This is a genomic window from Streptomyces sp. TG1A-8 (assembly GCF_030499535.1).
Lineage (GTDB): Bacteria > Actinomycetota > Actinomycetes > Streptomycetales > Streptomycetaceae > Streptomyces.
Genome location: NZ_JASTLB010000001.1, coordinates 934,257 through 956,795, shown reverse-complemented (window position 1 = coordinate 956,795; position 22,539 = coordinate 934,257). Strand labels below are relative to the sequence as shown.

General features: G+C 74.3%; 18 protein-coding genes and 2 pseudogenes. 11 read left to right on the top strand and 9 right to left on the bottom strand.

Annotation, left to right across the window (positions count from 1 at the left end):
• Positions 1 to 115 precede the first annotated feature (115 nt).
• From QQY24_RS03785 to rhaI, 3 genes are all read right to left on the bottom strand, one after another.
• On the bottom strand, positions 116 to 1,564 hold the full coding sequence (locus QQY24_RS03785; protein WP_301971234.1) for a rhamnulokinase family protein: 1,449 nt from the start codon (positions 1,562 to 1,564) through the stop codon (positions 116 to 118).
• Entirely contained in the window at positions 1,561 to 3,600 is a 2,040-nt protein-coding gene (locus QQY24_RS03780; protein WP_301971232.1) for a bifunctional aldolase/short-chain dehydrogenase, read from the bottom strand. The genes QQY24_RS03785 and QQY24_RS03780 overlap by 4 nt, the downstream gene beginning before the upstream one ends.
• Before the next feature lie 110 nt (positions 3,601 to 3,710).
• Entirely contained in the window at positions 3,711 to 4,871 is a 1,161-nt protein-coding gene (gene rhaI, locus QQY24_RS03775) for an L-rhamnose isomerase (protein WP_301971231.1), read from the bottom strand.
• 266 nt (positions 4,872 to 5,137) lie between these two features.
• Between rhaI and QQY24_RS03770 the strand changes: the two genes are divergently transcribed.
• The 8 genes and pseudogenes from QQY24_RS03770 to QQY24_RS03735 all read left to right on the top strand — a co-directional run bounded on the left by QQY24_RS03770 (position 5,138) and on the right by QQY24_RS03735 (position 13,222).
• The gene (locus QQY24_RS03770) at positions 5,138 to 6,655 is read left to right on the top strand and encodes a sugar ABC transporter ATP-binding protein (RefSeq protein ID WP_301971230.1); all 1,518 of its coding nucleotides are present in this window, start codon (positions 5,138 to 5,140) and stop codon (positions 6,653 to 6,655) included.
• A 55-nt stretch (positions 6,656 to 6,710) separates the two neighbouring features.
• Complete coding sequence (locus QQY24_RS03765) at positions 6,711 to 7,781, top strand: ABC transporter permease (RefSeq protein WP_301971229.1); 1,071 nt, start codon at positions 6,711 to 6,713, stop codon at positions 7,779 to 7,781.
• The gene (locus QQY24_RS03760) at positions 7,774 to 8,763 is read left to right on the top strand and encodes an ABC transporter permease (RefSeq protein ID WP_301971228.1); all 990 of its coding nucleotides are present in this window, start codon (positions 7,774 to 7,776) and stop codon (positions 8,761 to 8,763) included. Before QQY24_RS03765 ends, QQY24_RS03760 begins: the two co-directional genes overlap by 8 nt.
• Before the next feature lie 35 nt (positions 8,764 to 8,798).
• The gene (gene rhaS / locus QQY24_RS03755; protein WP_301971227.1) at positions 8,799 to 9,878 is read left to right on the top strand and encodes a rhamnose ABC transporter substrate-binding protein; all 1,080 of its coding nucleotides are present in this window, start codon (positions 8,799 to 8,801) and stop codon (positions 9,876 to 9,878) included.
• Between the two features lie 17 nt (positions 9,879 to 9,895).
• Positions 9,896 to 10,216 carry an L-rhamnose mutarotase gene (locus tag QQY24_RS03750; RefSeq protein ID WP_301971226.1) on the top strand — a complete coding sequence of 107 codons (321 nt, stop codon included), beginning with the start codon at positions 9,896 to 9,898 and terminating at the stop codon, positions 10,214 to 10,216.
• A 297-nt stretch (positions 10,217 to 10,513) separates the two neighbouring features.
• Positions 10,514 to 11,539 carry a LacI family DNA-binding transcriptional regulator gene (locus tag QQY24_RS03745; RefSeq protein WP_301971225.1) on the top strand — a complete coding sequence of 342 codons (1,026 nt, stop codon included), beginning with the start codon at positions 10,514 to 10,516 and terminating at the stop codon, positions 11,537 to 11,539.
• Between the two features lie 99 nt (positions 11,540 to 11,638).
• Positions 11,639 to 12,220 (top strand): annotated as a pseudogene (locus tag QQY24_RS03740) (hypothetical protein).
• Positions 12,221 to 12,366: 146 nt separating this feature from the next.
• Positions 12,367 to 13,222: pseudogene (locus tag QQY24_RS03735) on the top strand (pentapeptide repeat-containing protein).
• On the opposite strand, the gene QQY24_RS03730 reads toward QQY24_RS03735, so the two are convergent.
• Positions 13,184 to 14,713 carry a cytochrome P450 gene (locus QQY24_RS03730; protein WP_301971224.1) on the bottom strand — a complete coding sequence of 510 codons (1,530 nt, stop codon included), beginning with the start codon at positions 14,711 to 14,713 and terminating at the stop codon, positions 13,184 to 13,186. The pseudogene QQY24_RS03735 and the gene QQY24_RS03730 sit on opposite strands and share 39 nt — an antisense overlap.
• A gap of 118 nt (positions 14,714 to 14,831) precedes the next feature.
• On the opposite strand from QQY24_RS03730, the gene QQY24_RS03725 reads away from it, so the two are divergent.
• Together QQY24_RS03725 and QQY24_RS03720 are read left to right on the top strand one after the other, a co-directional pair.
• Positions 14,832 to 15,437 (top strand): TetR/AcrR family transcriptional regulator, encoded by a 606-nt coding sequence (locus QQY24_RS03725; RefSeq protein WP_301971223.1) that lies wholly within the window; start codon positions 14,832 to 14,834, stop codon positions 15,435 to 15,437.
• Between the two features lie 106 nt (positions 15,438 to 15,543).
• Positions 15,544 to 16,269 carry a DUF2470 domain-containing protein gene (locus QQY24_RS03720; protein ID WP_301971222.1) on the top strand — a complete coding sequence of 242 codons (726 nt, stop codon included), beginning with the start codon at positions 15,544 to 15,546 and terminating at the stop codon, positions 16,267 to 16,269.
• Here the strand turns inward: QQY24_RS03720 and QQY24_RS03715 are convergent.
• The 4 genes from QQY24_RS03715 to QQY24_RS03700 form a co-directional block, all read right to left on the bottom strand.
• Complete coding sequence (locus tag QQY24_RS03715; RefSeq protein ID WP_301971221.1) at positions 16,237 to 17,451, bottom strand: lactonase family protein; 1,215 nt, start codon at positions 17,449 to 17,451, stop codon at positions 16,237 to 16,239. The genes QQY24_RS03720 and QQY24_RS03715 overlap by 33 nt on opposite strands.
• Positions 17,452 to 17,563: 112 nt before the next feature.
• Entirely contained in the window at positions 17,564 to 18,643 is a 1,080-nt protein-coding gene (locus tag QQY24_RS03710) for a hypothetical protein (RefSeq protein ID WP_301971220.1), read from the bottom strand.
• 45 nt (positions 18,644 to 18,688) lie between these two features.
• The gene (locus tag QQY24_RS03705) at positions 18,689 to 19,942 is read right to left on the bottom strand and encodes an aromatic acid exporter family protein (protein ID WP_301971219.1); all 1,254 of its coding nucleotides are present in this window, start codon (positions 19,940 to 19,942) and stop codon (positions 18,689 to 18,691) included.
• A 152-nt stretch (positions 19,943 to 20,094) separates the two neighbouring features.
• Positions 20,095 to 20,589 carry an FBP domain-containing protein gene (locus QQY24_RS03700; RefSeq protein ID WP_301971218.1) on the bottom strand — a complete coding sequence of 165 codons (495 nt, stop codon included), beginning with the start codon at positions 20,587 to 20,589 and terminating at the stop codon, positions 20,095 to 20,097.
• Positions 20,590 to 20,938: 349 nt separating this feature from the next.
• Here QQY24_RS03700 and QQY24_RS03695 point away from each other — a divergent pair, with 349 nt between their 5' ends.
• Positions 20,939 to 22,228, top strand: coding sequence for an ROK family transcriptional regulator (locus QQY24_RS03695; RefSeq protein ID WP_301971217.1), 1,290 nt, complete (start codon positions 20,939 to 20,941; stop codon positions 22,226 to 22,228).
• A 22-nt stretch (positions 22,229 to 22,250) separates the two neighbouring features.
• Here QQY24_RS03695 and QQY24_RS03690 read toward each other — a convergent pair whose 3' ends face one another.
• Entirely contained in the window at positions 22,251 to 22,523 is a 273-nt protein-coding gene (locus tag QQY24_RS03690) for a hypothetical protein (RefSeq protein ID WP_301971216.1), read from the bottom strand.
• Positions 22,524 to 22,539: the final 16 nt, after the last annotated feature.

The following is a 22,539-nucleotide window of genomic DNA, read 5'->3' as shown; positions in this document are numbered from 1 at the left end:
GCGGGGTGGGGGGCGGACGGGGGCGGGGGCACCTTCGCGGAGTCGAGCCTAGTGCGGCACGCGCGCCGGGCCACGCGGGCGGGCGGAGCCGCCCGCGCAGGCGGGAGGGGGCCGCTCACCGCGCGCCGAGCCGTTCCTCCGCCGCGCGCCAGGGCGCGGTGCCGCCCCGGGGCGCGTACCGGGTCAGCGGCTGGGTGCGGGAGAGCAGCCGGCGCATGTCGGCGAGGTCACCGGCCAGGCCGTGCGCGCGGGCCTGCACCAGGACGTTGCCGAGGGCCGCCGCCTCCGTGGCGCCCGCCACCACCGGCAGTCCGCAGGCGTCGGCGGTCAGCTGGCACAGCAGTGCGTTGCGGGTGCCGCCGCCGACCACGTACACGACGTCCACCGGACGGTCGGCCAGCCGCTGCGCGTCCGCGAGGGCCCGTCGGTGGGCCAGGGCCAGCGAGTCGAGGATGCACCGGGTGGTCTCGGCCCGCGTGAGCGGCACCGGCTGCCCCGAGGCCCGGCAGGCCTCGGCGATCCGTTCCGGCATCCGGCCCGGTGCGAGGAACGCCTCGCTGCCGGCGTCCACCACCGACCGCAGGGCCGGGGCCGCGGCCGCCTCCCGCAGCAGCGCGCCCAGGTCCGGGTCGCCCCAGGCCCGGACGCACTCCTGGAGCAGCCACAGCCCCATGATGTTGCGCAGGTAGCGGACCGTGCCGTCGAGGCCCAGCTCGTTGGTGAAGTTCGCGGCCCGGCTCTCCTCGGTGAGCACCGGCGCGTCCAGTTCGAGGCCCACCAGCGACCAGGTGCCGGTGCAGACGTAGGCGAAGCGCTCGCCGCCGGCCGGGACCGCGGCCACCGCCGAGGCGGTGTCGTGCGAGCCCACCGCGGTGACCGGTACCGGTCCGTCGAGTCCGGTCCCGGCCAGCACCTCCGGCCGCAGCGCACCGGCCGGATCACCGGGGCGGCGCAGCGGCGCGAACAGGCCGAGGTCGATGCCCAGCCGCTCGGCGACCCCGTACGACCAGTCGCGCGTGCGGGGATCGATCAGCTGGGTGGTGGAGGCGTTGGTCAGTTCGGTGCCCTGCTCGCCCGTCAGCCAGTACGTCAGCAGGTCGGGGATCAGCAGCAGCCGCCGCGCGTGCGCGAACTGGTCGGCCGAGCGGGCCGCGACCAGCTGGTACAGCGTGTTGAACGGGGCGTGCTGCAACCCGGTCGCCGCGTACAGCTCGCCGGCCGGCACGGTGGCCCACACCTTCTCCGCGATCCCCTCCGTGCGGGCGTCGCGGTAGTGCACCGGGTTGCCCAGCAGGGCGCCGTCCGCGTCCAGCAGCCCGTAGTCCACGGCCCAGCTGTCGACGCCCACGGAGTCCACCGGGCCCGCCGCGCGCAGTCCCTCCAGGACCCCCGCGTACAGGCCGAGGACGTCCCAGCGCAGGCCCTCGGGCAGCCGCACCGGCCGGTTCGGGAACCGGTGCGCCTCGCGCAGCTCCAGCAGGCCGGGGCCGACCCGGCCGACCATCACCCGCCCGCTGGAGGCGCCCAGGTCGACGGCGGCGTACGCCCTGGTTCCCGTGCTCATCGCAGGAACGCGGCCGCCACACCCGCGTCGACGGGGACGTGCAGTCCGGTGGTGTGGGTCAGCTCGCCGCCGGTGAGCGCGAACACCGCGTTCGCCACGTGCTCGGGCAGCACCTCGCGCTTGAGGATGGTCCGCTGCGCGTAGAACTCGCCCAGCTTCTCCTCCGGAACCCCGTACACGGCGGCCCGCTGTGCCCCCCAGCCGCCCGCGAAGATCCCCGAGCCGCGCACCACCCCGTCCGGGTTGACGCCGTTCACCCGGATCCCGTGCTCGCCCAGCTCGGCGGCCAGCAGCCGCACCTGGTGGGCCTGGTCGGCCTTGGTGGCGGAGTAGGCGATGTTGTTCGGGCCGGCGAAGACGGCGTTCTTGGAGGCGATGTAGACGATGTCGCCGCCCAGCCGCTGCGCGATCATCACCCGGGCCGCCTCCCGCGACACCAGGAAGGACCCGCGGGCCATGATGTCGTGCTGCAGGTCCCAGTCCTTCGCCGACGTCTCCAGCAGCGGCTTGGAGATGGAGATGCCCGCGTTGTTCACCACCAGGTCGACCCCGCCGAAGGCCAGTACGGCCGCCCTGAAGGCCGCGGCGATCTGCTCCTCGTCGGTCACGTCGACGGTGACGGCCACGGCCCTGTCGGGACCGCCCAGTTCCTCGGCGACCGCCGAGGCGTTGCGCCCGTCCAGGTCGGCGACGACGACGCACGCCCCCTCGGCGGCCAGGCGGTGTGCGATCGCCCTGCCGATCCCGCTGCCGGCCCCCGTGACGAGGGCGACCCGCGCGGCGAGCGGCTTCGGCTTCGGCATCCGCCGGAGCTTGGCCTCCTCCAGGGCCCAGTACTCGATGCGGAACTTCTCCGCCTCCTCGATCGGCGCGTACGCCGACACGGCCTCGGCCCCGCGCATCACGTTGACGGCGTTGACGTAGAACTCGCCGGCCACCCGGGCGGTCTGCTTGTCCTTGCCGAAGGAGAACATGCCCACGCCGGGCACGAGCACGATCGCCGGGTCGGCGCCGCGCATGGCGGGGGAGTCCGGTTCGGCGTGCCGCCGGTAGTAGGCGGCGTACTCCTCGCGGTACGCGGCGTGCAGCTCCGCCAGCCGGGCGACCGCGTCCTCGACGGGGGCGGTCGCCGGCAGGTCGAGGACGAGGGGGCGGACCTTGGTGCGCAGGAAGTGGTCCGGGCAGGAGGTGCCGAGCGCGGCGAGCCGCGGGTGCTCGGTGCGGGCCAGGAAGTCGAGGACGACCTCGGAGTCGGTGAAGTGACCGACCTGCGCCCGGTCCCGGGAGGCGATGGCCCGGACGTACGGCGCGAGGGCCGCGGCCCGCTCCCGCCGCTCGGCCTCGGGCAGCGCCCCGTAGCCCTCGATCACCGGGCCGAACGGCTCGGCCCTGCCCCTGGCCGCCAGGAAGGCCTCGGCGGTGCGGATGATGTGCAGCGAGTTGCGCTCGCACTCCTCGGAGCTGTCGCCCCAGGCGGTGATGCCGTGTCCGCCCAGGACGCACCCGACGGCCCGCGGGTTGGCCTCCTTGACCGCGGCGATGTCCAGGCCGAGCTGGAACCCGGGCCGCCGCCACGGCACCCACACCACCGAGTCGCCGAAGCACTCGGCGGTCAGCTCCTCCCCGTCGGCCGCGCAGGCGAGGGCGATGCCCGAGTCGGGGTGCAGGTGGTCCACGTGCGCGGCGTCGACCAACCCGTGCATGGCGGTGTCGATGGAGGGGGCCGCCCCGCCCCTGCCGTGCAGGCAGTAGTCGAAGGCGGCGACCATCTCGTCCTCGCGCTCCACGCCGGGGTAGACGTCGGCCAGCGCCCGCAGCCGGTCCAGCCGCAGCACGGCCAGGCCCGCCTCGGTGAGCGTCCCGAGGTCGCCGCCGGACCCCTTCACCCACATCAGCTCCACGTCCCCACCGGTGACGGGATCGGTGCCGGTGCCCTTGGCGGAGGCGTTGCCGCCGGCGTAATTGGTGTTGCGGGGATCGGCACCGAGCCGGTGCGAACGGGCGAGGAGGGCGTCGGCTTCGGGATGGGTTGCCATGGCGATGCGGTCCTTACTGGAGAGACGGTCGGAGGATCAGGGGCGCGGGGCCGTGGTGCGGGAGCGGCCGGCCGCACGCGGCCCGTGGCGGGCGGGGACCGGGCGGGCGCTCAGGCGCCCCACCCCGACTGCTCCCCGCCGACCCGCTCGGCGACGATCCGCTCGGCCCAGCCGCACCGCGCGTACGCGGCCATGGGGTCGGGGTCCAGCCCCATCTCCTCGCGGACCTCCCGCAGCAGCGGCCGCACGTCCGTGTTGTAGGCGTCCATCAGCACGCCGTTGGCGCCCAGCACGTCCCCCGAGGCCTGCGCGGCGGCCAGCGCCGCCCGGTCCACCAGCAGGGCCTTGGCCGTGGCCTCCTGGACGTTCATCACGGAGCGGATGATCGCCGGGATCTTCGCCTCGATGTTGTGGCACTGGTCGAGCATGAACGCGACCTCGGACGTGAACCCCCCGCCCCGGACGACCTCGTACATGATGCGGAACAGCTGGAACGGGTCCGCGGCGCCGACCATCAGGTCGTCGTCGGCGTAGAAGCGCGAGTTGAAGTCGAACCCGCCGAGCCGGCCCTCCCGCAGCAGCGTCGCCACGATGAACTCGATGTTGGTCCCCGGCGCGTGGTGCCCGGTGTCGACCACGACCTGCGCCTTCGGCCCGAGCTTGAGGCAGTGCGCGTACGCCGTTCCCCAGTCGGGAACGTCCGTCGTGTAGAAGGCCGGTTCGAAGAGCTTGTACTCCAGCAGCATGCGCTGGTCGTCGCCGAGCCGCGCGTACACCTCGGTCAGCCCCTGCGCCAGCCGGTCCTGGCGTGTGCGCACGTCGTCCTGGCCGGGGTAGTTGGTCCCGTCCGCGAACCACAGCTTCAGGTCCCGGGAGCCGGTCGCGTCCATGATGTCGACGCACCGCAGCAGGTGGTCGACGGCCTTGCGGCGCACCCCCGCGTCCGGATGGCAGATGCTGCCCAGCTTGTAGTCGTCGTCCTGGAAGGTGTTGGAGTTGACGGCGCCCAGCCCGATGCCGCGTTCCCCGGCGTACTCGGCGAGCGCGGCGTAGTCGTCCACCGCGTCCCACGGGATGTGCAGGGCGACCGTGGGCGCCACGCCCGTGAACTCGTGCACCTTCGCGGCGTCCTGGAGCTTCTCCCAGGGCGAGCGCGGCACACCGGCCTGCGCGAACACCTTGAAGCGCGTCCCGGAGTTCCCGTACGCCCACGACGGCGTCTCGACGGCCTGGGTCTTGAGCGCGGCCTTCACCGCGGCGAGGTCGGTCACTTCGGGACTCCTGAGGTGTGGGGTGGGTCGGAACGCTGGAATGCGTGAAACGTTTCAGGACGGCAAGTTATGAGCCCCCCGGATGGGTGTCAAGCGATCCGCCGGTGCTCTCTTCCCGTGACCCGTCCGTGACCTAGAGCTTTCGGAAGTTTTTCGACACGGAACCATTGACGCGACAACCCTGCGGTGCCTAACGTCCCGGCAATCCAGTTGAAACCTTTCATGACGCCGTGAGGTGCTGCCGCCGGTGTCGTCTAGGAGCCCCCATGACCCACCCGCCCGACACGGGACCCACCCCGGTGCTGGCGCTGACGGGCGTCTCCAAGTCGTTCGGCGCCGTGCGCGCCCTGCGGGACGTCTCCCTGGAGCTGCTGCCTGGCGAGGTGCACGCCCTCGCGGGCGAGAACGGCGCGGGCAAGTCGACCCTGATCAAGACCCTCGCCGGGGTCCACCGGCCGGACACCGGGCAGGTGCTGCTCGACGGCGAGCCCGTCGTCTTCGACGGCCCGGGCGCCGCGCGCGACGCCGGCATCGCCGTCATCTACCAGGAGCCCACCCTCTTCCCCGACCTGTCGATCGCCGAGAACATCTTCATGGGCCGCCAGCCCCGCCGGACTCTGGGCCGGATCGACCACAAGGCCACCCGCGCGGCCACGACCGCCCTGATGAAGCGGCTCGGCGTCGACCTCGACCCCGACCGGCCCGCCCGCGGGCTGTCCATCGCCGACCAGCAGATCGTGGAGATCGCCAAGGCGCTCTCCTTCGACGCCCGCGTCCTGATCATGGACGAACCCACGGCCGCCCTGACCGGGAGCGAGGTCGCCCGGCTCTTCGGCGTGGTGCGCACCCTGCGCGACCAGGGGGCCGCGGTGCTGTTCATCTCCCACCGCCTGGAGGAGATCTTCCAGATCTGCCGGCGGGTGACCACCCTGCGGGACGGCGCCTGGATCGCCTCCGAACCCCTCGACGGCATGACCGAGGACGACCTGGTCCGCCGGATGGTCGGCCGCGACCTGGACGAGCTGTACCCCAAGCAGGACGTCCGCCCCGGCGACGTCGCCCTGAGCGTGCGGCGGCTGACCCGCGAAGGGGTGTTCACCGACGTCTCCTTCGAGGTGCGCCGCGGTGAGATCGTCGGTCTCGCCGGACTCGTCGGCGCCGGCCGCACCGAGGTGGCCCGGGCCGTCTTCGGCGTCGACCGGTGGGACGCCGGCGAGGTCGAGGTCGACGGACGCGGGCTCACCAGGGGCGCGCCCTCCACCGCGATGGCCGCCGGACTCGCCCTCGTCCCGGAGGACCGGCGCGCCCAGGGCCTGGTGATGGACATGTCCATCGAGCGGAACATCGGCCTGACCGGCCTGCGCACCACCGTGCGGGCGGGCCTGGTGGACCGGGGCGCCGAACGCAGCCGCTCCCTGGACTGGGCGGTGCGGCTGCAGGTGAAGTACGCCCGGATCGCCGACGCCGTCGCCACCCTGTCCGGCGGCAACCAGCAGAAGGTCGTCCTCGCCAAGTGGCTCGCCACCGGCCCGAAGGTGCTGATCGTGGACGAGCCGACCCGCGGCATCGACGTCGGCACCAAGGCCGAGGTGCACCGCCTGCTCAGCGAACTGGCCGCCGACGGGGTCGCCGTCCTGATGATCTCCTCCGACCTGCCGGAGATCCTCGGCATGGCCGACCGCGTGCTCGTCATGCACGAGGGCCGCATCACCGCCGAGATCCCGCGCGAGGCGGCCACCGAGGAGACGGTGATGGCCGCCGCCACCGGGAGGGCCGCCGCATGAGGACGACAACCGCCGTGAGGGCCGCCGCGCGGCCCCTGTCCAGGAGGGCCGCCGCATGACGGTGACCGCACCCGATCACGCCCCGCCCGCCGACGTGTCCGCGACCAGCGGCACCCGGCTGGTGGACCGTGTCTTCAAGATGCGCGAACTCGCCATCCTCGTCGTGTTCCTCGCGATGATCGCCGTCACCCAGGCCGGCAACAGCGAGTTCCTGTCCGAGCAGGGCGTCAAGGACCTGCTCCTCAACGCCACCATCCTGGTGCTGGTCGCCACCGGCCAGTCCCTGGTCGTCGTCACCCGCAACGTCGACCTGTCGGTCGGCTCCACCCTCGGCATCAGCGCCTTCGCCGCCGGCACCTACCTGCGCGGCGGGGGCGACACGGTCGTCGCGCTGCTCCTCGCGGTCCTGCTCGGCGTCGGCTTCGGCCTCCTCAACGGCCTGCTCGTCAGCCTCGGCCAGGTGCCCGCGCTCGTCGTCACCCTCGGCACCCTGTACATCATCCGGGGCATCGACTCCATCTGGGTCGGCTCCCGGCAGATCACCGCGGCCGACCTGCCCGGCGGCTTCGTCGACTTCGGCTCCAAGGGCCTGGCGGCGGTCCCCTGGCTCGCCCTGATCGCGCTCGTCGTCCTGGTCGCCACCGCCTACTACCTCAAGCACTTCAGCAGCGGGCGGGAGCTGTACGCCCTCGGCTCCAACCCGGAGGCCGCCCGCCTCGCCGGCATCCCCGTGCGCAAGCGGATCCTGACCGCCTACACCTTCTGCGGCGCCCTCGCCGGGCTCGCCGGCGCGCTGTACCTGGCCCGCTTCGGCAACGTCGACTCCGGCACCGGCAACGGCTACGAACTCACCGTCGTCAGCGCGGTCGTGGTCGGCGGCATCGCCTTCACCGGCGGCTCCGGCAGCGTCTACGGCGCGGCCCTCGGCGCCCTGCTGCTCACCTCCGTCAACAGCGTGCTGCCCGCGCTCGGCGTCAGCTCCGTATGGGTCCTCGCCATCAACGGCGTCCTGCTGCTGCTCGCCATCGCCGTCGACCGGATCGTCGCACTGCGGGTGGCCACCGCCCTGAAGAAGAAGTCGGCGCGCCGCAAGACCGCCCTGACCAAGGAGAACGCCGGTGCCTGAGTCGTTGACGCGCGCCATCCGCTGGGACACGGTCGTCGGCGCCCTCCTGATCGTCCTGCTGCTGCTGTCGTTCGGATGCGTGGACGGCTTCGGCAACGCCCTCAACCTGTCCTTCCTGATCGGCAACACGCTTCCGATCGCGCTCATCGCCCTGCCGATGACCCTGCTGGTGGTCGCCGGCGAGATCGACCTGTCGGTCGCCTCCACCGCCGGGCTGTCCGGGGCGGTGATGGGCAAGCTGTGGAACGAGGGCATGACCATCGAGACGATCATCCCGCTGTGCCTGCTGCTCGGCGTGGTCTGCGGGCTGGTCAACGGCCTGCTCGTCACCCGGCTCGGGCTGCCCTCCCTCGCCGTCACCATCGGCACCCTCGCCGCCTACCGGGGCATCGCGCAGATCGTGCTCGGCTCGGACGCGGTGACCGACTTCCCCGGCCGGTACCTCGACTTCGCCGCCGGCCGGCTCGGTGGCACCTTCCTGCCGCAGGCCTTCCTGCCCTTCCTGGTCCTGCTCGCGATCGCCGTCGTCGTCCTGCACGCCACCCCGTTCGGCCGCTCGCTGTTCGCGGTCGGCGCCAGCGAGGAGGCCGCGCGGTTCGCCGGGATCCGGGTGCGTCGGACCAAGCTCCTGCTCTTCGTGGCCACCGGCCTCATGTCCGCGCTCACCGGTGTCTTCTGGGCCCTGCACTACGCCAGCGCCCGGTACGACAACGCCACGGGCCTCGAACTGTCCGTCGTCGCCGCCGTGCTGCTCGGCGGCATCGACTTCGACGGCGGCAGGGGCACGCTCGGCGGCGCGATCGCCGGTGTGTTCCTGCTGGGCGTGCTGCAGAACGTGATGAGCCTGCTCAACGTCTCCGCCCAGTCGCAGATCGTCGTCACCGGCGTGCTGCTCGTGGTGTCCGTGCTCGGCCCCCGGGTCGCACGCCAGATCTCCGTCGCGAGGGGCCGCAGGGCCGTCACCTCGACACCGACGCCGTGACCCCCGTCCCGCTCACCCCCGTAAAGGAATCCTCCATGCGCACGTCCTCCGTCCGCCGCGCCGGCGTCGCCCTCGCCGCCGTCACCACCCTCGCCCTCGCCGCCACCGCCTGCGGCGGCACCACCAAGCACGACGTCAAGGACGACGGCGGATCGGCCGCCTCCGCCGGCAAGGCCGACCCGAACGCCGCCACCAAGAAGGGCCTGACCGTCGGCTTCCTGCCCAAGCAGGTCAACAACCCCTACTTCACCACCGCCGACAAGGGCGGCCAGAAGGCCCTCACCGAACTGGGCTCGTCCTACAAGGAGGTGGGACCCTCCAGCGCCACCGACACCTCCGGACAGGTCAGTTACGTCAACACGCTCACCCAGCAGCAGGTCGACGCCATGGCCGTCTCCGCGCAGGACCCGGGAGCCCTGTGCACCGCCCTCAAGCAGGCCATGAGCGGCGGCATCAAGGTCGTCACCTACGACTCCGACACCAACCCCGGCTGCCGCAACGTCTTCGTCTCGCAGGCCGGCGCGGAGGACCTGGGCCGTACCGAGGTGCAGCTGCTCGCGCAGCAGATCGGCTACAAGGGCGAGATCGCGATCCTGTCGGCCGCGCAGACCGCGACCAACCAGAACACCTGGATCGGCTACATGAAGGACGAGCTGAAGGACCCCAAGTACAAGGACGTCAAGCTCGTCAAAATCGCCTACGGCAACGACGACGCCCAGCAGTCCTTCCAGCAGACCCAGGGCCTGCTGCAGGAGCACCCGAACCTGAAGGGCATCATCTCCCCGACCACCGTCGGCATCAAGGCCGCCGCCCAGTACCTGTCCGGCTCCAAGTACAAGGGCAAGGTGAAGCTGACCGGCCTCGGCACCCCCAACGACATGCGCAAGTACGTCAAGAACGGCACCGTCGACGCCTTCGAGCTGTGGGACCCGGCCAAGCTCGGCGCCCTCGCCGCCCGCACCGCCGTGGCCCTGGCGTCCGGGCAGATCACCGGCAAGGAGGGCGAGACCTTCAAGGCCGGCTCCACCACGTACACCCTCGGCAAGAACGGCGTGGTCGACCTGGGCAAGCCGACCGTGTTCGACGCGAAGAACATCGACCGGTTCAACTTCTAGGCCGAAGGGGCCCGTTGATGCAACGCGTGTGCTTCCTGCTGAAGGTCCGGGCGGAGCGCCTGGACGAGTACCGCGAGCGGCACACGGCCGTCTGGCCGGAGATGCTCGACGCCCTGCGGGCGACCGGCTGGCGCAACTACTCACTGTTCCTGCGCGAGGACGGCCTGCTCGTCGGCTACCTGGAGACCGAGGACTTCGCCGCGGCCCGGGCCGGCATGGAAGCCACCGGTGTCAACGCCCGCTGGCAGGCGGAGATGGCGCCGTTCTTCGAGTCACCGGACGGCGCCCGGCCCGACGAGGCCATGAAACCGCTCGCCGAGGTCTTCCACCTGGCCTGAACCCCCCGAGGAGCCGCACCTCGTGGCGCCGCGCCGGGCACCCCACGGGCCGCGGTCCCGGGCCCCGCGCCACGAGGGGGAGCGGGGCGGAGCACCATCCCGCCCGGCGGGCGGGTGCTCCGTCCCGGCGCGCCGCCCCCGCCGCCGCGGGCCGCGGACTTTGCGCGGCCCGTCCGGCCGGGGCCGCCGCGCCGCCCCTGACGGTAATGTGAAGGTCCTTTCCCCGGTGAGGACCACCCCGTGAGGATCCCCCTCCACGCACCCGCCGCCCCTCGTCTTCCTGGAGGTCCCTGCCCGATGGCCCAGTCGGTGGGTATCAAGGACGTCGCCCGCGCCGCCGGAGTCTCCGTGGGCACGGTGTCGAACGTCATCAACCGCCCGGACACCGTGGCCGGCGAGACCCGTGCACGGGTGCTGTCCGCGATCGACCGGCTCGGTTACGTCCGCAGCGAGTCCGCGCGCCAGCTCCGCGCGGGCCGCAGCCGGATCATGGGCCTGCTCGTGCTGGACATGGGCAACCCGTTCTTCGTGGACGTGGCTCGCGGCGCCGAGCGGGCCGCCCGGGACGCCGGACTCGGCGTGATGATCTGCAACAGCGCCCAGAACGCGGCCGAGGAGGCCGAGTACCTGTCCCTGTTCGCCGAACAGCGCGTCCGCGGCGTGCTGCTGACCCCGGCCGACGCCACCGGCCGGAACATCGCGGTGTTCCGCCGGCACGGCATCCCCTTCGTGCTGGTCGACCGGGTCGCCGAGGGCACCACCGAGTGCTCGGTGTCCGTCGACGACGTGGCCGGCGGGGCCCTCGCGGTCCGCCACCTCGTGGACGCCGGGCACCGTTCGATCGCCTACGTCAGCGGACCGCCCGGCCTCAACCAGGTGCGCGACCGCCGCACCGGCGCGCTGAGCGCGCTCGCCGAGGCCGGCCTCGGCCCCGACGCGCTGCGCGAACTGCCCACCGACCGCCTCGACGTGGCCGCCGGCCGGGACGCGGGCGCGCGCCTGCTCGGCCTGGCCGACCGGCCCACCGCCGTGTTCTGCGCCAACGACCTGCTCGCCCTCGGCGTGCTCCAGGCCATGTACGCGGCCGGTGTGGTGGTCCCGGACGACCTGGCGATCGTCGGCTACGACGACATCGAGTTCGCCGCGGCCGCCGCCGTACCGCTGACCTCCGTGCGCCAGCCCGCCGTGACCATGGGCGCCCTGGCCGCCGAACTCCTGCTGGAGGAGACCGAGGAGCAGGGCCGGGCCACCGGGCACCAGCACCGCCGCGTGGTGCTCCAGCCCGAGCTGGTCGTGCGCCGCTCCAGCCTCGTCGCCCGCTGAGCCGCGGTCCGCCGGCCGGTCCCCGGCCCGCGGACCGGCCGGCGACGGTCCGTGTGCTCCACTGGGAGCCGTCCCTTCCCCCTCGTCCCGGGAGACCCGTTGAGCCTCAGCTACCGGCGGCCCGGCGTCGTCCTCACCGACCGCCACTTCACCGTCCCCCTCGACCACGCCGACCCCGGCGGCGAGACCGTCGAGCTGTTCGCCCGGGAGGTCGTCGCGGACGACAGGACGGGACGGGACCTGCCGTGGCTGCTGTAGCTGGAGGGCGGCCCCGGCTTCGGGGCGAACCGGTTCGTCGGCCGGCAGGCCTGGCTCGGCCGGGCCCTGCGCGCGCTCGCCGGGGACGCGCCGGTGCTGTTCACCGGCGAGAGCGTCCACCCCTGGACGTTCGACACCGACCCGGCCCTGCGCCCCCTCGGCGAGACGGCCGGCCTGCTCGCCGCCCGCACCGACTGGGAACCGCTGTACGACCCGGCGCGCCTGGCCGCCAACGAGGTCCCGGCCGCCGCGGTGGTCTACCACGACGACATGTTCGTGGACGCGGGGCATTCCCTGCGCACGGCCCGCGCGGTCCGCGGCCTGCGCACCTGGGTCACCGACGAGTACGAGCACGACGGCCTGCGCACCGGTGCCCCCCGCGTCCTGGACCGCCTGCTCGCACTGGCCCGCGACGAGGTGTGAACGGTCCCCGCGGACGGTCCGCCGACGGGCGCGGGGCCCGGGTGCCGGAGAGGGCGGGCCGCTGCCGGTCACGGGCGCCACGACCGCCGGGACGCGTCCCCCGGCCGGCAGGAGGGGGAGCGGTGCGGATCAGTAGGCTGGGCGCCATGCCGGATCAGACAACCGACCGCTCGGGGCTGCGCGGCGAGTGCGCACAGTGCTTCGGGCTGTGCTGCGTCGCCCTGCCCTTCGCGGTCTCGGCGGACTTCGCCCTCGACAAACCCGCGGGCCGGGCCTGCCCGAACCTGCGGGAGGACCACCGCTGCGGCATCCACGCCGGCCTGCGGGAGCGGGGCTTCACCGGCTGCACGGTCTACGACTGCTTCGGTGCGGGGCAGAAGGTCTCGCAGGTCACCTTCGGCGGGCAGGACTGGCGTTCGGGGTCCGCGGAGCGCGCGCGGCGGATGTTCGACGTGTTCCCCGTGGTCCGCCAGCTGCACGAGCTGCTCTGGTACCTGACGGAGGCGCTCGGCCTCGACGCCGCCCGGCCCGTCCACGCCGACCTGCGCCGGGCACGGGAGCGCACCGAACGGCTCAGCCTGCGCACCCCCGGGGCACTGGTCGCGCTGGACGTGGCCGCCCACCGGCGGGAGGTCAACGTCCTCCTGCTGCGCACCAGCGAGTTGATCCGCGCGGACGCCGCCGGCGCGAAGGGCAGGAAGGGCGCGAAGGGCAGGGCGAAGGACCGCCGGGGCGCGGACCTTCGGCGCCCGGCTGCGGGGCGCCGACCTGCGCGGTGCCAGCCTGCGCGGCGCCTGCCTCATCGCCGCCGACCTCACCGGCGCCGACCTGCGCGCGGCCGACATGATCGGCGCCGATCTGCGTGACGCCGACCTGAGCGACGCCGATCTCACCGGCGCCTTCTTCCTCACCCAGCCCCAGCTGAACGCGGCCCGCGGCAGCGTCGGCACCCGGCTGCCGGGGTCAGTCACCCGCCCCGTGCACTGGGCGGCGCGCGGCTGATCCGGCGCCGTCGTCCGCTGCCGCGACCGCCGCGCTGGGCGCGGTCGCGGGCACCGGGCGCCGTTCCAGGCGCAGGCGCAGTCCCTCCGGCATCAGTGTCAGCCGCTCGGTGACCCGCAGCCGGTAGGCCGGGTCGATCCGCAGCTCGTAGCGGCGCAGCAGCAGGCCGAGGACCAGCGTCGCCTCGTGCAGCGCGAACTGGCGGCCGATGCAGGCCCGCGCGCCGGTCCCGAACGGCTTGAAGGTGTGCGGGGGGCGGGCCCGTACGGCCCGGGCCTCGAACCGGTCGGGGTCGAACCGTTCGGCGTCCTCGCCCCACACCTGCGGATCCCGGTGCAGCATCGGCGTCAGCACCAGCGCCCAGGCGCCGCGCCGCATCGGGTGCTCGCCGGCCAGCACGGTGTCCTGCCGGGCCTCCCGGGCGAAGGCGGGCGCGGTCGGCCACAGCCGCAGCGACTCGTCCAGCACCCGGCGGACGTAGCGCAGCCTGGCGACCTGGTCGTAGCCGGGCTCCGGGGTGCCGCCCCAGACCCGGTCCACCTCGGCGCGGGCCCTGGCGGCGATCCCGGGGTGCCGGGCGAGGTGGTACAGGGCGAAGGAGAGCGCGCCCGAGGTGGTCTCGTGGCCCGCCACCAGGAACGTGATCACCTGCCTGCGGACGTTCTCCGCCGACAGCCGCTCCCCGGTCCGGGGGTGGGCCGTGCGGAGCATGCGGTCCAGCAGGTCGCCGTCCCCGCCGCCGGAGCGGCGCCGGGCGGCGACCAGTTCGTCGACCGTGCGGTCGAGGCGGGCGATGTCGGCCGCGTTGCGGCGGGCGGCGCCGCGCAGCAGCAGCGGCACCAGCGGCACGGGTACGCTGTTCAGCCGCTGCGCGTGGGTGAGGGTGCCCACCATCGCGGTGACGAAGGGGTGCGGCCGGTCCCGTTCGAACGAGCCGAAGTCGTGCCCGAACCCGGTCCGCGCGATCGTCTCCAGCGTCAGCTTGGTCATGTCCCCGGGTACGTCCACCGTCCGCCCGGCGGCCAGCTCCCGGTCCCAGCGGCCGGTCAGCCGCGCGGCGACCGCCAGCATCGTCCCGTGGTAGCCCTCCATGGCCTCCCGGCTGAAACCGGGCGCGAGGACGTCGTGCGCCAACTGCCAGTTGGGCTCGTGGTCGTACGCCGTGAACAGGCCGTCCCCGGCGACCGGACGGAGGTTGGCCACCCCGAGGCCCACGTGCTTGGCGAACCGCGTCTCGTCGGCGAGGTCGGCGACCAGCCGGGCACCCCACAGGAACACGAACTCGTTGCCGAAGGCCCGGCGCCGGAAGATGGGGCCGAGCCGGCGCGCGAGGCGCATGGAGTCCTGCAGCGGCCGGTGCCGGTCGGCACCGAGCACGTCGCCGAGCAGCGGCACCCGGTGCGGCGGGTGCGGGATGCGCCGCAGTTCGGGCCAGCCCTGCTCGGCGCCCCGGAACCCCTTGGGCAACCCGGTCCCCGTCGTCTCCGCCATGACGCGATCTCCCTCGACCCAGCCGACGGTTGACCTGCGACCCGCGTGTTGTACGCGTGTTCAATAGCGCGTTCCAGTGTGGTCCGCCCGTTGAACCGGCGTCAAGTAAGGTGAGCGCATGGCCGCGAACCAGGGGGAGCGCGCCCGGCGCAGACTCGGCACCGAGGAGCGCCGTGAACAGCTTCTGTCGGTCGGGGCCCGATTGTTCTCGGAGAGCCCCTACGACGACGTGCGCATCGAGCGGGTCGCCGGGCTCGCCGGGGTCTCCCGGGGGCTGCTGTACCACTACTTCCCGACGAAGCGGGACTTCTTCGCCGCGGTCGTGGAGCGCGAGAGCGGGCGGATGCTGCGCATGACCGCGGCGGTGCCCGGGATGCCGGTGCGCGAACAACTCGCGGCCGGCCTCGACACCTACCTCGCCTACGTCCGGGCCCACGCGCACGGCTTCCGCGCCTTCCACCGCGCCGACGCGGCGGGCGACCAGGCCGTGCGCCGCGCCTACCGGTGCGCCCTGGCCGCCCAGGAGCGGCAGATCCTCGCCGCGCTGGCGGCCGACCCCGAGTTCGGCCCCGGCTTCGGGACCGCCCCGCACGTCCGGCTGGCCGTGCGCGGCTGGCTCGCCTTCACCACGGCCGTCTGCCTGGAGTGGCTGCGCGAGGACGAGCTGACCGGGGAACAGGTGCGCGACCTGTGTGCGCGCGCCCTGCTGGGCGTCCTCGCGTAGGCGGCCGCCCGGGACCGTCGGTCACGCCCGCGCACGCTGCGGGGGCGGTTGGCGTGCGCGCACATCTCGGCTAAGTTAGGCAAGGCTTACCTAAGGAGGTCTGGGGATGGGTGACACACAGGACCGGGCGGCCGGACCCGGCGCAGGGGAACGGGCGCGTTCGGTGCCGGTCGCCGCGTGGTCGTGCTCGGTGACCGCGGACGGCGTCCGCGAGGAGCACCTCGGCGCGCACTCGGTGACCGGCGACGGCGAGGTGCTCCTCGACCTGCCCGGCGACAGCCCCCTGCGCGCAGCCGCGTCGCGCGCCCCGCGCGGGGGGCCGTCCGCCGTGCTGGAGTTCGCCGACGTGGCCCCCGTCCCGGTGCGGCAGCGGATCCGGGCCCGGCTGTGGCTCGCCGGCCGGTTCGCCCCGGCCGACGGCGGCCCGCTGCGCCTGCGGCCCACCCGGGTGGTGCTGCGGCAGCCGTCCGGTACCGTGCTCGTCGGCCCCGACGAGTTCACCGCCGCCCGGCCCGACCCGCTGGCCGGCGCCGAGGCCCGGCTGCTGACCCACCTCGCCGGCGCCCACCCGGACGCCGTCGAGCGGCTCACCCGGCTGGTGCGTCCCGGGAGCCTGCACGCCGCGACCCGTGTGGTGCCCCTCGCCGTGGACCGGCACGGCCTCACCCTGCGCGTCGAACGCACCCGCGCCCACGGCGACGTACGGCTGCCGTTCCACACGCCCGCCGACGACGTCGCGCAGCTCACCGAACGCCTGCACGCGCTGCTGGCCCGGGCGGGCGCCGCCTGCCCCCGCGCCCTACAGCGGCAGCGCGCAGACGGCGACGGGTGACGCGAACGGCTCGCCCGCCAGGTGGAGTTCACCGCTCGCGGCGTCGACGTGGAAGACGCTGACCGTGCCCGACCGCTGGTTCGCCGCGAACAGCAGTCGGCCGTCCGGCGAGAACGCGATCTGCCGCGGGAAGTCCCCGGCCACCGGCACCGTGTCCAGCAGCCGCAGCCGGGCCCCGTCCGCCTCGACGGCGTAGCGCGCGATGCTGTTGTGGCCGCGGTTGGCGAGGAAGGCGTGGGAGCCGTCCGCGGTCACCAGGAACTGCGCCGGGTAGTTGGTGCCCCCCTGCGAGCCCGTGGCCTGCGGCTCACCGATCGTCAGGCCGCCGGTGGCCGGGTCGTAGGCGCAGACGGCGACCGTGTCGTCCACCTCGTTGGCCAGGTAGGCGTACCGCCCGCCCGGGTGGAAGGCCAGGTGGCGCGGTCCGGCGCCGGGCCGGGTGCGGGCCCGGGCGACCTCGGTGAGGGTGCCCGAGGCCGTGTCGAGGCGGTAGCTGTAGACGGTGTCGGTGCCCAGGTCGACGGCGAGGACGTGACCGCCGCCGGGCGCGGTGAGGAACTGGTGCGCGTGCGGGCCCTGCTGGCCGGGGCCCGGCGGCGGGGTGCTGTGCGTGACCAGGGCGGTGCGCTCGCCGAGGGCGCCCGAGGCGTCGATGGGGTGCACCGCGACGCTGCCCGAGGTGTAGTTGGCGCTCAGCAGCCAGTGCCCGCCGGGATGCACCGACAGGTGGCACGGGCCCGCCCCGCCCGTGCTCCGGCTGCCCAGGATCCGCCGGTCCGTCGTCCGCACGGCGGTCACGGCACCGTCCTGGCGCTCATCCACCGCGTACAGCGTGCGGCCGTCCGGGTGGACCGCGAGGTACGACGGGTCGGGGATCCCGGTGAGCGTCCCCGAGCCGGTGATCCGGCCCGTCGCCGGGTCGTACGAGGCCAGGCCGATGCCGGCGCCGCCGCCGTCGGTGGAGGTGTAGGTGCCGACGTACAGCGGACGCGGGCCGGCGGACCCGCGGGGCGGCACGGCGGCCGGCCGCCCGGCGGGGGCCGGTGCGCCGCCCGCCGGCGGGGCCGCCGGCGAGGGCACCACCACCACGGCGGCCGTGCCCGCCACCGCCCCGACGAACCGGCGCCTGCTCCAGCCGTCCGCGGGCCCCTGGTCCCGTGCCGCCCGCCCGTCCGTGTCCATCCCTCACCTCAGGTCGTCGGTTGCCCCGTCCGTGACCGCCACCATGGCGCGGACCCACCGTCAAAGGCAAGGGCGGCAAAACCTGTTGCGTCGTGCGCAACGGGACCGGCGCTCACCACTGCCCGTCCTCGACCGGTTCGCCCGGTGCGTCCCCCAGCGGGAGCACCTGGCCGGCGGACGGCTGCTGCCAGGGGTCCAGGTCGTCCCCGAGCCACGCCCCCACCGGCTCGACGGCCGTCAGGGCCTCGGCGGGAGCGAGGTCCTCGGCCCCTTCGTCGTAGTGGTCGTACCAGGGCAGTCCCGCCCTCGTGTACGCCGCCCGGTCCACCGGCGAGGGCGGCGGCGCCTCGCCCGTGATGCGGCGCCACTGCGGGGGTGCGACGAGGTGGACGAAGACCCGCCCGGCGGGCGTTTCGGACCAGTCCGGGAGCGGCCGGTCGTCCTGGTGGACCTCTTGGCGCATCGTGCCGCCGACGCCCAGCCCCATGGCCGCCGCCCGCCGCGGGGGAGCCCCGGCCGCCGCCGGGGCGGGCGGCGGCGGCCCGCCGGGGGCGGCCGCCACGGGCGCGGGCGTCCCGAAGGCACCGGGGGCCGGCGGCGGTGCGCCGGGGCCGGCGGACACCCCGGGCGCCCGGTGCCGGGCGCGCAGCCGCTCCTGCTCCCGGCGCCGCCACCCGGCCAGCACGTCCTGTCCCAGCGGGAACGCCTGCAGTTGTACTCCGCCCCACACCTCCTCGCCGGTGACCTGCCCCTCCACGGTCGCACCGAGCCCGAGCGGCACGGCGACGAACTGGCGGACCGTCCCGGTGCCGGAGTTGATGCCGTCCAGCCAGGGCTGGCGGGGCAGCACCACGTAGTTCTGCGGGTCGCGGCGCAGCCGGTCGCTCCACGGGCCGCCCGACACGGCGCACACCCTGCCCACCCCGACCTGGAGGGCGGCCGGTTCCGTCGTACCGGCGAAGCTCAGCCACATCGCCTCGCGCAGGTGCACCGGCAGCATCACGCCGCCGCGCGCCCGCCACTCCCCGGGGACCCGGTCGGCGTGGTCGGCGACCCGCCGGACCGGGAACTCGCCCAGCCCCGGCGGCAGCGGGTGCGTGCCCGTCTCGGGCAGTCGCAGCGTGCGGACGAACCGCACCGCCACCCCGCCGCGCAACCGCAGTGTGTTCCCGTCGATCCGTACCGCGCCCACCGGTCCGCTCCCTCCCCCGCGGTGCCGGGCCCCGCCCGGCACTCCTCACGAAGAACGCTCGCCGATCCCCGCCCGGTTCCGCCACAGCTCCTCCTGGACGCCGAGGCGGTCGCGCAGCCGGGTCACCCGCGGCAGCTTCGCCCGCTGCTCCTGGGAGACCCGGTCCAGCTCCTCCAGCAGGCGCCGGGTGCGGTGCTCGGTGTTCAGCTCGTCGATGATCCGGTCGGCCTCGGTCAGCACCGCGCCCATCAGCTGCCAGTTCTCCCAGTCCTCGCGGATCTCCTCCCGGAACAGTCCGGCGAGCCGGTCGCGGGTGCCGGTCGCCGTGTGCAGCTCGGCCGTGAGCCGCGCCTCCGCCGACTCGGCGTTCTCGCTCAGGTCGGTGGTCACCAGCACCGCGAAGCTGACGACGGCGTCGCCGACCTCGGAGAGCAGTTGCTCCACGGCCGCGCCGACCCGGGGCGGGAACAGCTCCTCGGGGCCGCGGGCCTTGGCCAGGTCCGTGAAGGAGCGGGCCAGTACCCGCAGGACGACCGTGCAGATCTCCAGCGTGTCCAGTCCGGTGCGCAGCACCACCCGGTGCAGCAGCCCCTCCTTCACGCGCGGGTTGAGCCGCAGGCTGTCCTCCGCCTGCCGCAGTGCCGCGTCCACCCGGACGATGTCGTGGTCCAGGCGGCGCGCCTCGTGCAGACGTTCGGCCGCCCGCTCCCAGGGGATGCGGCCGGCCGCCTCCTCGCCCATCCGCAGCATCAGCTGCCGCACCCGGCGCGCCAGGTCCTCGATCGACCGGCCGGCCTCGTCCACCCACACCGGGGGCGGCAGCAGCAGGTTGCAGGCCATCCCGACGACCGCGCCGATCAGCGTCTCCACGATCCGCGCCCAGGCGGTGAACCCGTGGGCGGTGACACCGAGCACCAGCATGGCGCTGATCGCCACCTCGGCCACGTACTCGTCGACCCGCACCAGGTGCCCCACGCCCAGCGCGGCCACGATCAGCAGCGCCAGGCTCCACCAGGTCAGCCCGACCAGCAGGCTGAAGGCGATGGCGACCAGCACCCCGGCCACCACCGCGTTCACCCGGCGGATGCCGTTGGTGAGCGTGGCGTAGAAGGTGACCTGGACGACCAGCAGGGCGGTCAGGGGCGCGGTCAGGGGGGCGGATTCCGGGCTCAGGCGCAGCGCGATGACGTAGGCGATCGTCGCCGCCGTCGCCGATCGCAGGGTCTGGACGACCACCGGCTCCCGGCGGCGTCCCAGCATGCGCTGCAGTTCCGCTGTCCATTTCCGTACGTCGTGCATCCTTTGGCCTGTTCCCGTTCCGCCGGTGCGTCGAACGTGCTTCTTCCGGGACCGTGTCCGTCCGCGGACCTTCCGGATCGATCACCTCGGTCAGGAGGCGTACGGCGTGCGGGCGATCCGCCCCGGCGGGGGCGGGCCGGGCGCCCGGCCCGTCAGGCCCGGAGCCTGTCGAGGAAGGCCCGGAGGTTGGCGGTGGTCCGGGCGATCTGCTCCTGGAGGGTGAGGCTCTCCTCGAACCGCGTCCCGGACTGCGGCAGCCTCTTGCCGCGCACGTACAGCGAGCACGCCAGGTCCGTGCACATGTACACGCCGACCGAGTTGCCCTCGCGGCCCGCAGCGCCCGCCTTCCGCGCGGTCATCAGCGAGACCCCGCCGCCCGGATGGGTCGTCAGGCACACCGAGCACATGCTGCGGCGCAGGAACCCGCGCTGCGCGGCCGGGAAGCGCAGCGTGACGCCGACGGGCCGGCCGTCCCGCTCGGTGACCAGGTAGCTGCGGTCGGGCGCCCCCGGATCGCGCCAGCCGAGGAAGTCGAGGTCGTCCCACGGGCGTTCGCCCAGATCGCGCGGGACCGCCAGACGCTTGGCCTCCCCCTGGGAGCAGTTGACGAACGACTTGCGGATGTCCTGCTCGGTGAGCGGTCTCATGGGGGAAGTCCTTCCGGAGCGCCGGAGTGTGAACCTATGGGGTCTAGGTGCATGGCTAGCCTACGTAGCCAGAAAAGGATGGGCCAATGGATTTTCGGTGTGCGGGTGCGGGTGCGGGTGCGGGTGCAGGTGCGGAGTGCGTCGGTCGGCGGACCCGGCCGGCGGCCCGGGGCGCCGGTGAGCCGTTCCGCGCCCCGTGCGCCCCGCGGCAGGGGCACACGGTCCGGCCCGCCGGCCGGAAACAGCCGGTTCCTGCTTCGCTCACAGTTTGAAATAAGGGGGAACGAAGTCGCCCGGGGTCGGGCCGCGAGGGTATGTTGCAGGTCGGACACGGTACGGAGGGGGCCACATGGCGGCGCGGAGCGGGCGCACGGTACGCGACCTCAGACGGGGCAACCGCACGGCCGTGCTGCAGCGGCTCTATTTCGACGGCCCGCTCAGCCGCTTCGAGCTGGGCCCCGCGACCGGTCTCAGCTCCGGCTCGGTCAGCAACGTGGTCGCGGACCTCGTGGCCGACGGCCTGGTCGAGGAGGCCGGCAGCGTCGACTCCGACGGCGGGCGCCCCCGCACCCTGCTGCGCGTCGCCCCGCACAGCGGGCAGATGGTCGGCGTCGACGTCGGCGAGACCCGCGTCCGCGTCGAGCTGTTCGACCTGGCCCTCACCGAACTCGCCCGCACCGAGCGCCCGCTGAGCCCGCAGGGCTACGACGTCGACGTCATCACCGGTCACATCCGCGACGGCGTATCGGAGGTCCTCGCCGCCCGGGAGGCGGCGCCCGAGCGGTTGCTGGGCGTCGGCGTCGGCGTCCCCGGCATCGTGGAGTACACGGCGGACCGGGGCGCGGTGGTGCACGGGCAGACCATCGGCTGGGACGCGGTCCCGCTGGAGGAACTGCTCCACTCGACCTCCGGCCTCCCCGACGGCGTCCCGTACTTCATCGACAACGGCGCCAAGACGCTGGGCCAGGCCGAGATGTGGTTCGGCGCGGGACGCGGCGCCCGCAACGCCGTGGTCGTGCTCTTCGGCTCCGGCGTCGGCGCCTGCCTGGTCACCCCCCAGGTGGAGCAGGGGCGGGCCGTCGAATGGGGTCATCTGACGGTGCGCGTCCGCGGCCGCCGGTGCCGCTGCGGCGCACCGGGCTGCCTGGAGGCCTACGCCGGCGCCGAGTCACTGCTGGCCCGCTGGCGCGAGGAGGGCGGCCGCCCGCCGGAGGGGACCGACGAGGAGACCGCGCTCACCGCGATGCTCGCCGCCGCCTACCCGCCCGGGGGCACCGGGGCCGACCCGGTCGCGCTGGCCGTGCTGGAGGAGACCGCCGAGTACCTGGGCGCCGGCCTGTCGGACCTGATCAACCTCTTCCAGCCGGAGCGGATCCTCATCGGCGGCTGGGCCGGCCTCCAGCTCGGCACCCGGTTCCTGCCCGCCGTGCGCCGCCACGCGGCGACGTACGCCCTGCGTCACCCGGGCGACAAGGTCACCATCGACCTCGGCCGGCTCGGTCCCGACGCCGTCACCGTCGGCGCCGCGATCCTGCCGCTGGCCGACTTCTTCGCCCGCGGCGGCCACCGCCCCGAACCGGTCACCGAGGCCCGCCTGCCTGCCTGGCGCGCCGCCCTGCGGGAACGGACACCGCGCTGAGCACACCGGCCGCGCGGAGCGCTCAGCCGGAGGACTCCTCCGGGGCCGGCCCGTCGGAGGGGGCCACCGCGGGGTCCGGTCCGCCCCGGCGGCCCGCGCCGGCCTCGTCGGGGTCGGGCACGTCGTCCGCGTCCTTTGCCGCCGCGCCGTCACCGGCCGCCTCCGCCGGGGCGACCTCCCAGGGGTCCTCACCGGGACGCGCCTGCTGATCGGGCAGGTCCCGGGGGACCGGGCGGTCCGTGCCGGAGCCGGGCCCCGGCTCCGGCGCCGCAGGCTGTTCGGGTTGTGCCGTCATGACTCACTCCTCGTTC